General features: G+C 70.8%; 10 protein-coding genes. 5 read left to right on the plus strand and 5 right to left on the minus strand.

Annotated elements, in window-relative coordinates:
• Nucleotides 1–54: 54 nt before the first annotated feature.
• Nucleotides 55–723, minus strand: coding sequence for a 4'-phosphopantetheinyl transferase family protein (locus tag ABFX51_RS08165; RefSeq protein WP_346053211.1), 669 nt, complete (start codon nucleotides 721–723; stop codon nucleotides 55–57).
• A gap of 91 nt (nucleotides 724–814) precedes the next feature.
• Here ABFX51_RS08165 and ABFX51_RS08170 point away from each other — a divergent pair, with 91 nt between their 5' ends.
• Complete coding sequence (locus ABFX51_RS08170; protein ID WP_091517242.1) at nucleotides 815–1,984, plus strand: acyl-CoA dehydrogenase family protein; 1,170 nt, start codon at nucleotides 815–817, stop codon at nucleotides 1,982–1,984.
• A 111-nt stretch (nucleotides 1,985–2,095) separates the two neighbouring features.
• On the opposite strand, the gene ABFX51_RS08175 is transcribed toward ABFX51_RS08170, so the two are convergent.
• The 4 genes from ABFX51_RS08175 to ABFX51_RS08190 all read right to left on the minus strand — a co-directional run bounded on the left by ABFX51_RS08175 (nucleotide 2,096) and on the right by ABFX51_RS08190 (nucleotide 5,360).
• Complete coding sequence (locus tag ABFX51_RS08175; RefSeq protein ID WP_091517241.1) at nucleotides 2,096–2,419, minus strand: hypothetical protein; 324 nt, start codon at nucleotides 2,417–2,419, stop codon at nucleotides 2,096–2,098.
• Between the two features lie 69 nt (nucleotides 2,420–2,488).
• The gene (locus ABFX51_RS08180) at nucleotides 2,489–3,118 is read right to left on the minus strand and encodes a TetR/AcrR family transcriptional regulator (protein ID WP_346053214.1); all 630 of its coding nucleotides are present in this window, start codon (nucleotides 3,116–3,118) and stop codon (nucleotides 2,489–2,491) included.
• Nucleotides 3,109–4,635, minus strand: coding sequence for an ATP-dependent acyl-CoA ligase (locus tag ABFX51_RS08185; RefSeq protein WP_346053216.1), 1,527 nt, complete (start codon nucleotides 4,633–4,635; stop codon nucleotides 3,109–3,111). The genes ABFX51_RS08180 and ABFX51_RS08185 overlap by 10 nt, the downstream gene beginning before the upstream one ends.
• The gene (locus ABFX51_RS08190) at nucleotides 4,632–5,360 is read right to left on the minus strand and encodes an enoyl-CoA hydratase/isomerase family protein (protein ID WP_091517238.1); all 729 of its coding nucleotides are present in this window, start codon (nucleotides 5,358–5,360) and stop codon (nucleotides 4,632–4,634) included. Before ABFX51_RS08190 ends, ABFX51_RS08185 begins: the two co-directional genes overlap by 4 nt.
• A gap of 46 nt (nucleotides 5,361–5,406) precedes the next feature.
• On the opposite strand from ABFX51_RS08190, the gene ABFX51_RS08195 reads away from it, so the two are divergent.
• The 4 genes from ABFX51_RS08195 (at nucleotide 5,407) to ABFX51_RS08210 (ending at nucleotide 8,994) form a co-directional block, all read left to right on the plus strand.
• The gene (locus ABFX51_RS08195; protein ID WP_091517237.1) at nucleotides 5,407–7,014 is read left to right on the plus strand and encodes an amidohydrolase; all 1,608 of its coding nucleotides are present in this window, start codon (nucleotides 5,407–5,409) and stop codon (nucleotides 7,012–7,014) included.
• The gene (locus tag ABFX51_RS08200; protein ID WP_091517236.1) at nucleotides 7,001–7,456 is read left to right on the plus strand and encodes a GNAT family N-acetyltransferase; all 456 of its coding nucleotides are present in this window, start codon (nucleotides 7,001–7,003) and stop codon (nucleotides 7,454–7,456) included. Before ABFX51_RS08195 ends, ABFX51_RS08200 begins: the two co-directional genes overlap by 14 nt.
• A 10-nt stretch (nucleotides 7,457–7,466) precedes the next feature.
• The gene (locus tag ABFX51_RS08205; RefSeq protein ID WP_091517235.1) at nucleotides 7,467–8,141 is read left to right on the plus strand and encodes a metal-dependent transcriptional regulator; all 675 of its coding nucleotides are present in this window, start codon (nucleotides 7,467–7,469) and stop codon (nucleotides 8,139–8,141) included.
• Between the two features lie 67 nt (nucleotides 8,142–8,208).
• Complete coding sequence (locus ABFX51_RS08210; protein ID WP_091517234.1) at nucleotides 8,209–8,994, plus strand: LLM class flavin-dependent oxidoreductase; 786 nt, start codon at nucleotides 8,209–8,211, stop codon at nucleotides 8,992–8,994.
• Nucleotides 8,995–9,067 lie beyond the last annotated feature (73 nt).

Below are 9,067 nucleotides of genomic sequence, written 5' to 3' on the forward strand. Positions count from 1 at the left end.
CAACATGATCAACTACCGGACCGGCCAGCCGCCCACCGGGTTACGAGACATCCCTTAGGGCTGCCAGGTGTGTTCTGTCACCTCAACCTCGTCCCTGGTCAGCACTGCTACCGCCGCCCGATATCCATCGCCGGGGGTGAGGTCTGCCAGCCAGGTGCTGGCCGGGTCCAGTGCGGGGTCCGTGCAGGCGGCCAGGCGTGGACCGTCCAGGGTGATGCTTTGCAGCGGGATCTTCAGGCCCCTTCCGGTGGCCTTCATGAGCGCCTCCTTCCGAGTCCAGTACTGGAAGAACTCGCTCGCCCTCGCCTCCTCCGGCAGACCGTTCAGCGCTTGCTGCTCGGTCTCGTTGAGGGCGTACGAAGTCAGCGACTCGTCGGCCCGGCGGTTTTCCGTCTCCACGTCCAGGCCCACGGGGGACGTCGTCACCGCGAGGCCGATCCGGTCGCCCGAGTGGGAGATCGAGAATTCCACCCCCGCGAGCTTCGGCTTGCCGTGGGGCTTCCCGCAGTCATCACAAGTCGCGTCGAAGGTGACCGACTCCGGTGGCCTGCCGAGGCGCTCACCCAGCACCGTCTTCGCCAGCACCCGGCCCGTCAGGAACCGGCGGCGGTCGATCTCCTGCCGGTACGCCTGGTGTCTGCCGTGCTCCGCCTCGTCCAGCAACGCCAGGTACCGGGGCTCGTTCGGCACGGGCCGCGCCCACCAGACCGCACATCCGATCACCACGCCAACTTACCGGGTTCCCCACCCCCCGCCGGTGCGCTAGCCTGGCTGGTAAGCAAGCGCTTAGTAATTTGTGGAGAGGCACCGGAGCATGGACTTCACCCTGAGCACGGAAGAGCGCGAGGTGCGTGACTGGGTGCGCACCTTCGTGCAGCGAGAGCTGATGCCGATGGAGCAGGAGGTGCTCCGCCGCGAACGCCGGGGCGAGCCGGGCATTACGGCCGACGAACTCACCGAACTCCAGCTCAAGGCGAAGGAGTCCGGCTTCTGGGGCATCCAGACGCCGGAGGAGTACGGCGGCATGGGCCTGTCCGCGGTGATGACGGCGCTGCTGGAGGCCGAGCTGGGCCGCACGTTCGTGCCGTTCCGCTTCGGGGGCGCGGCGGACAACATCCTGTTCTACGCCAACGACGAGCAGAAGGAACGCTACCTGCTCCCGACGATCGCGGGCGAGCGCAAGTCCTGCTTCGCGATCACCGAGCCGGGCGCCGGGTCCGACGCCAAGGCGATCCGCACCTCGGCCCGCAAGGACGGCGCGGACTGGATCATCAACGGCGAGAAGACGTTCATCACCGGCGGCAACGAGGCCGACTTCGTGATGGTCTTCGCCGTCACCGACCCCGAGAAGGGCGCCAACGGCGGGGTGACGTGCTTCCTCGTCGACCGAGAGATGGGCTGGAAGTCCGAGTACATCGACACGATGGGCGAGTGGGGCCCCGCGTCGCTGATCTTCCAGGACGTGCGGGTGCCCGAATCGCAGATCCTCGGCGAGGTCGGCAAGGGCTTCGAGCTGGCGATGCAGTGGATCGGGCGCGGGCGCTACATCCTGCCCGCCCACGCGATCGGGTCGTGTGAGCGGCTGCTGCAGATGGCCATCGACCACGCCAACACGCGCCAGACGTTCGGGGCGCCCATCGCGGAGCGGCAGGCGATCCAGTGGATGATCGCCGACTCCGGGGTCGAGCTGGAGGCGCTGCGCTGGCTCGTGCTGCACGCGGCGTGGCAGGTCGACCAGGGGCTCGACTCACGGCACGCCCAGTCGATCGCGAAGCTCTACGGCGGGCAGAAGGCGAACGAGATCGTCGACCGGGTGCTGCAGATCCACGGCGGCATGGGGTACACGCGGGAGCTGCCGATTGAGCGCTGGTACCGCGAGCTGCGGCTGCTGCGCATCTACGAGGGCACCGACGAGATCCAGCGCCGCACGATCGCCCGCAACCTGCTCAAGGGGCACGTGAAGGTGAGCGGCATCCTCGGCTGAGGCTCGCGCCGGGTGCCCCGGGCGCGGCCCGGCGACCCCCGGCTGAGGCCGCGTGCGAGCGGCGGAGGGGTGCTTCCCCAGTGGAAGCACCCCTCCTCGCGAACAGTGGTCCTACTTGCCCTGTGCCTTGATGGCCAGCGGTGCCCCGGCCAGGTCCTCCTCGTTGCACAGCAGCTTGACGTCGTAGTAGGGAGCGCCTTCCCGATCGTCGTAGTCGAGGTGGATGGCCAGCACGTCGAGCGGCTCGCCGAGCCACTCCTGTGCGCTGCGCAGCCAGGCCGCGCACCGCTCCAGGGCCGACGGCAGGTCGTCGTCACGGAACTCCACGGGACGATAAGGCACGTCCTGAACCTGATCGCGAGGGTCTGATGGAACCGGCAGCCCCGGAGCGAGGCCGGACTCGTCCAGTTCCAGATGGATCGTTTGCTCACTCACAGTTCGAGGGTCCCTCAGATACGCCGTCGCGGCAAGGCAATGCCCCGGAATCCCCAGCTGGAGGGTTGTTCACCACAGATCGGCGACCACTTTCCGGGCCGTTTCGACCCCGGCGGGGCAGTCGTCATCGGCGCTGCCGAGCATCCGCAGCGCCAGGCAGGCGTAATGGCTCGCAAGGCGATCCAAATCGAGCGGGCCGCGGGGTGAGTACCAGCGGGCCACGCCGCTGCACATCTCCAGGAGTGCGAGCCTCGTCACGGCGGGTTCGGCCACCGCGAACGCCCGGTGCCGGAGCCCCTCGCCGATCACGTCCGTCCACAGTTGTTCGTACTCGTCGCGCAGCGCGACCACCCGGCGCCGCGCCGCAGCCGACAGCGCGGGCACCTCGTTGTCCACCACCCGCGTCTCCGCGGGCTGCCGGGCGTGGGCGAGCACGTGCAGCGCGACCAGCGACGCGAGCCGCTCCCGCGGGTCGGCCGCGCCCTCGACGGCTCGGCGCGCGCCGAGCAGCAGGCGGTCGAGGCACTCGCGCATGATCGTGACGAGCAGGTCTTCCTTCGTGCCCATGTAGTGGTACAGGCTCGCCGAGGAGATGCCGGCGGCCTGCGCGAGGTCCCGGATGCCGGTGCCGTGGAAACCCTTTTCCGCGAACAACCGCACCGCGGCGCGGCGCACGCGTTGTTCCGTGTTCAGCGCCACTCCTGCCTCACCCGGTCGTAGGCGGGCAGCGTCGACTCGCGCAGCTCGCCCTTCGCGACGCGCTCCGAGGGGGTGCGGGGCAGCGATTCCGCGATGGTCCAGTAGCGCGGCACCTTGAAGTACGCCAGCTTGGCCGAGCAGAACGCCGCCAGCTCGTCCGGCCCCACCTCCTCGCGGAGCACCACGAACGCCTTGACCTCCTCGCCCCGCAGCTCGTCGGGCACGGCCACCACCGCGGCCACCTCGACGGCCGGGTGCAGCAGCAGCGCGCGCTCGACCTCGTCGGCCGAGATGTTCTCGCCGCTGCGGCGGATCATGTCCTTCGTGCGGCCCACGTAGAAGATCCGGCCCTGCGCGTCCATTGTGGCCAGATCACCGGTGTGGAACCAGCCGCCGCGGAACGCGCGGGCCGTCGCCTCGGGATCGTCGTGGTAGCCGTGCATCAGGCCGACGCCGCGCAGCACCAGCTCGCCCGTCTCGCCGCGGGGCACGGGCCGGCCGTCCTCGTCGACGATCATCGCCTCGCGCTCGCGGATGGGGCGGCCGATGCAGCCCGTGCCGACCAGCTCGTCGTGGTCGGTGTCGGACACCCTGATGTCGCCGCCGGTCTCGGTCATGCCGAACGCCTCGAACCACGGCACGCCCCAGCGCGCCTCCAACTGGGCGTGCAGGTCACGCGGGATCGCGGAGGCGCTGATCGTGCGCACGCGGTGCTCCCGGTCGGCCGGTGACTCCGGCTGCCGCAGCAGCAGCGTCGGCATCAGGCCCAGGCAGTAGAACCACGTGACGCCGTGCTCGCGGACCTTGTCCCAGAACGTCGAGGGGTGGAACCGGTCGAGCACCACGAGTGCCGCACCCGAGGCGAGGCCCAGCGCGACGTTCCACTGTGGATCGATGTAGTGGAACGGTTGTGCCGTCAGGATCCGGTCCTCGTCCGACACCGCGGGGAAGTCGGTCACCAGGCCGCGGACGAGCGTGAGCCAGTAGCGGTGCGGCAGCACGCACCCCTTCGGCGCACCGGTCGTGCCCGAGGTGTACTGGATGTTCACCGGCTGCTCGCCGACCGCCTCGAACCGCGCGAGCCCGCCCGACTCGGCGCGCAGCTCGTCCACCGTGAGCACGCGCTCGACCTTCGTCTCCGGGGCGATCCGGGTCAGCAGCTCGACGAACTCCGGTGCGGCCACGGCGAACCGTGCCCCGGAGTGACGGAGCACGTGCGCCCCGTCGAACTCGCGGTAGTTGGTGTTCACCGGCACCAGCACCGCGCCCACCTTGGCGAGCGCGAGCCACAGCAGGGGGAACTCGGGCTGGTTGCGCAGCATCACCGCGACGCGCTCGCCGGGCCGCAGGCCCAGCTCGAGCAGCGCCAGCGCGAACCGCGTGCTGCGCCGGTCGACCTCGCCGAACGTGAGGCGCTCACCGGTCTCGTCGAAGATCCACGCGTCCTTGTCCGGCCACCGCTCGGCGGCGCGGCGGACCAGCGTGACCAGGTCGTCGACCTGCTCCAGCGCGGTCATGCGCGGCTCCGGAACGCCTCGGCCGAACGCGCCACCTCCGGCGTGTGCTCGGTGATCAGCGCGTGGCTGACCTCCAGCTCCAGCGCCGCCTCCAGGTCGGTGCCCGCGTCCAGCGCCCGCTTCGCCAGCGCGACCGCGCCCGCGGGATGCCCGGCGATGCGCTCCGCCCACTCCGTCGCGGTGGTGTGCACGTCGGGGACCACGGCGTTCACGAGCCCGAGCCGCAGCGCCTCCGCGGCGGGCACGCGTTCGCCGAGCAGTAGGAGTTCCTTCGCCTTGAGCGGGCCGACGAGCTGCGGCAGCAGCCGCGAGGCGGCACCCGTGACGCTGAGCCCGAGCCCGGCCTCGGGGAACGCGAACACCGCGTCCTCGGCCGCGAGGATCAGGTCGCAGCCCAGCGCGAACTCCGCGCCCGCGCCGATGGCGTAGCCGTGCACGGCGGCGATGACCGGCTGGCGGAGCGCGCGCAGGCGCCGCGTGACGTCCTGCAGGCGTTCGAGCCGTGCCCGCGAGTCACCCTCGGCCGGCGGCTCCTTCAGGTCGTGGCCGGCGCAGAAGGCCCGGCCGCGGCCGGACAGCACGACGGCCCGCGCGTCGGAGCGCCCCACGGTGTCGAGCGCTTCGAGCAGGTCGTCGACCAGTGCGGGGGCCACGGCGTTCAGCCGCTCCGGCCGGTTCAGGCGGATCTGTGCGACCTCGCCCAGCGAGACTTCCACGCAGCTCATGCCGCCGAGCCTAGCTAACCGATCGATCGATCGATAGGGTCGGAGCGTGAAGGTCGACACGATCTACGAGAACGCGCGCGTGTTCACCGGGAGGGGCTGGGCGTCCGCGGTGGCCGTGCTGCACGGGCGGGTCGTCGCGCTCGGGGAGGACGCCGAGGCGCTGTCCACGCCTCGGCGGGTGGACCTCGGCGGGGCGGTCGTCGTGCCGGGGTTCCACGACGCGCACAACCACATGGCCTGGTTCGGGATGAGCCTCGACGAGGTGGCGCTGGGCGAGTGCAAGCACGTGGACGAGGTGTACGCGGCGATCGCCGAGCGGGCCGCGCGGACGCCGCCGGGGAGCTGGATCGTCGCCAACGGTTACGACCAGAACCGGCTGGTCGGCGGGCACCCCACGCGGCACGGGCTCGACCGGGCGGCGCCGGACCACCTCGTGCGGGTCAAGCACACGTCCGGGCACATGGTCGTGGTCAGCTCGAACGTCCTGGCGCAGCTGGACGTGGCGCACGTGCCCGTCGGCGGGGACGTGGTGCTGGACGACGAGGGTTCGCCGACCGGGCTGCTCCGCGAGCAGGCCCAGCTGCTGCTGCGGCCGCTGACCTACCCGACGCCGACGGACACCCTGGTGCGCGCCATCGACCGCGCCGGCGAGCGGTACCTGGCCGAGGGCATCACGAGCGTGCAGGAGGCCGGGGTCGGCGGCGGGCTGGTCGGGGAGAGCCCGGCGGAGGTGCTGGCGTACCAGCAGGCGCGCGAACGCGGGGTGCTGCGTGTGCGGACGACGCTCATGGTGTCGTCGGCCGTGCTGCACGACCTACCCGACGCTGCCGGGTTCGGGCTCGATCTCGGCTTGCGCACCGGGCTGGGCGACGAGTGGCTGCGGATCGGGCCGATGAAGCTGTTCGCGGACGGTTCGCTCATCGGCCGGACCGCCGCGATGCACGACGACTTCGCGAACGACCCGGGCAACCGCGGGTACTTCCAGCAGCCGGAGGAGGAGCTCGCCGCGACGATCCTGAAGGCACACGCGGCGGGGTGGCAGATCGCGACGCACGCCATCGGTGACCGGGCGGTCTCGACGATCGTCGACGCGTACGAAGCGGCGCTGACGGCCCATCCGCGGGACGACCACCGGCACCGCATCGAGCACTGCGGCGTGGTGCCGCCCGCGCAGGTGGCGCGCATCGCGGCGCTGGGGCTGGTGCCGGTGCCGCAGGGGCGGTTCGTCAACGAGATCGGTGACGGGATGGCGGCCGCGCTCGGCCCGGAGCGGGAGGCGTGGTGCTACCGGCTGCGCTCGTTCCTGGACGCGGGGTGTGTCCTTCCGGGCAGTTCGGACCGGCCGGTGGTGAACGGCGCGCCCCTGCTGGGGCTGGCGGACATGGTGCGTCGGCGTACGTCGGGCGGAGCCCTCTTCGGGGCCGCCGAGCGCATCACGCCGGAAGAAGCGTTGCGCGCTTACACGTACGGATCGGCGTACGCGGCGTTTCGGGAGCGTGAAGTGGGCACCCTGGAGATCGGGAAACTCGCCGACTTCGCGGTGCTGTCCGCCGACATCACCGACGAGGCGGGGCTCGACGACGCGAGCGTGCTGGCGACCGTCGTCGGCGGAAAACTGGTTTACGAGAGGGGAACGCACGATGCCCGTCCGTGACGCCGAGGTCACCGACGTCGAGGAGATCTGCGCGCTCATCGAGGAGCACGCCCGGTACGAGGGCAACGACAGCGTGTCGCTCGACCGCACCGAGATGACCAAGCACCTGTTCGGCCCCGACCCGAAGGCGTGGGTGCTGATCGCCGAGCCGCCGGGACGGCCGGAGGTCGCGGGAATGGCGTTCTGCTCGTGGAACTTCTCCACGTGGGAGGGCAGGCCGGGGATCTGGCTCGACGACCTGTTCATCCGGCCGGAACACCGGCGCAGTGGTCTGGGCCGCGAGCTGCTCGACGCGCTGCGGGAGCGCACGGACGGCCGGGTCGAATGGGACATGCAGGAGGGCAACGACAAGGCCGCGGCGTTCTACGCCCAGCTCGGCGCGGAGCCGGTGGCGGGGTGGATCAGGTACCGGTGGCGGCCCGGAGCCGGGCGCACGTCGTAAAGTTGAGGGTATGCCTGACAGCCCCAGCCGTTCTTCGTCGTCCTCGATCGAGGACTACATCAGGGTGATCTACGGCCTGGTGGAGCGCGGCGAAGCGGTCACGAACACCACGCTCGCGGGGCGGTTGTCGGTGAGTCCTTCGTCGGCGTCGGGCATGGTCACGAAACTTTCGCAGCAGGGGCTCGTCGAGCACGTGCCGTACCGCGGTATCGAGCTGACCCCGGCGGGCCGCCTGCTGGCGCGGGGTGTGCTGCGGCGGCACCGGTTGATCGAGACGTACCTGGTGCAGGAGCTGGGCTACACGTGGGACGAGGTGCACGCCGAGGCGGACGCGCTCGAGCACGCGGTGTCGGACCGGCTGGTCGAGCGCATCTCGGCGAAGCTCGGGCACCCGGTGCGCGACCCGCACGGCGATCCGATCCCGGCGGCGGACGGCAGCGTCGAGGAGCTGCCGACGCGGTTGCTGGACGAGCTGGAGCCGGGTGCGGTCGGGCAGATCGTGCGGGTGTGGGACACGGACCCGAACATGCTGCGTTATCTGGCCGATCACGAGATCGGTATCGGTGAGCGGATCGAGGTGGTCGAGCGGCAGCCGTTCGGCGGTTCGCTCGTGGTGAAGGTCGGGGACACCACGCACGCGCTGGGCAAGGAGATCGCGCAGGCGCTGAGCGTCGCCGTACTCTGACGCGCGTACGCCGGTTTGCCGCCCGTGGGCGGACGTTTCGCGCGTGTTACGGGCGCACCCTTGGGGCATGACTGATCGCCCGTTCCGTTTCGGCGTCGTGGGTTCCGGCGCCGACCTGCGCACCTGGACGGACCTCGCGCGCCACGCCGAGGACCTCGGTTTCGACACCCTCCTCTCGCCCGATCCGCAGGGCGAGCTGGATCCGTTCACGATCCTGTCGTCGGCGGCGGCTGTCACCGAACGGCTGCACGTCGGGACTTTCGTGGCAGTGGACAAGTTCCGCGATCGCCGGTTGCTGGACTGGCAGGCGCGATCGCTGCACCAGTTCACCGGCGGCCGGTTCGAACTCGGCCTCGGCAGTGGACGCCCCCAGGCGGCGGCCCGCATCGAGGCCTTCGGCGGGTCGTTGGACGGCCGGTTCACGCACCTGGCGGAGACGGTGGATTTCCTGCTGGCACAAGAGGATCGGCCGCCACTCTTGCTCGCCGCCGGTGGCCCGAAGACGCGTGCGCTCGCCGCCGAGAAGGCCGATATCGCGACGATGGCCTGGTCGCCTCGGACCACCGAGGCCGAGGCAGTGTCCTATGTGGACTCTTTCCGGGGTAAGCCGGTGGAACTGGCGGCGAACCTGCTGGCGGTGGGTGATGAACCTGCGCCGTGGTTGGAGCGGTTCATCGGGGTGGGGGTTCCGGAGCTCGTGGCCGGCGGCGCGGTGACCGTGCTGCCGGGGACGCCGGAGGAGGGGGCGGAGAGGCTGCTGAGGTGGCGGGAGGAGCTGGGGATCTCTTATGTCACGGTGAATTCCGGGTTCATGGGGGCGTTTGCCGAGGTGATCGAGGTGCTGCGGCGATAGCCGCAGACCCACACGAGAGTTGGGTGATCATCCCGTCGCCTGATACCGGTGGATCACTTTGAGGGGCAGCCGC

The sequence above is a fragment of the Amycolatopsis dongchuanensis genome (assembly GCF_039542405.1).
In the GTDB taxonomy this organism is placed as follows: Bacteria; Actinomycetota; Actinomycetes; order Mycobacteriales; family Pseudonocardiaceae; genus Amycolatopsis_E; species Amycolatopsis_E sacchari.

What these genes read in the sequence shown, in the direction of transcription:
- ABFX51_RS08170 (WP_091517242.1), top strand. Translation starts at nt 815, where the DNA reads ATGGACTTCACCCTGAGCACGGAAGAGCGCGAGGTGCGTGACTGGGTG.
- ABFX51_RS08185 (WP_346053216.1), bottom strand. Translation starts at nt 4,635, where the DNA reads ATGACCGCGCTGGAGCAGGTCGACGACCTGGTCACGCTGGTCCGCCGC.
- ABFX51_RS08190 (WP_091517238.1), bottom strand. Translation starts at nt 5,360, where the DNA reads ATGAGCTGCGTGGAAGTCTCGCTGGGCGAGGTCGCACAGATCCGCCTG.
- ABFX51_RS08200 (WP_091517236.1), top strand. Translation starts at nt 7,001, where the DNA reads ATGCCCGTCCGTGACGCCGAGGTCACCGACGTCGAGGAGATCTGCGCG.
- ABFX51_RS08205 (WP_091517235.1), top strand. Translation starts at nt 7,467, where the DNA reads ATGCCTGACAGCCCCAGCCGTTCTTCGTCGTCCTCGATCGAGGACTAC.
- ABFX51_RS08210 (WP_091517234.1), top strand. Translation starts at nt 8,209, where the DNA reads ATGACTGATCGCCCGTTCCGTTTCGGCGTCGTGGGTTCCGGCGCCGAC.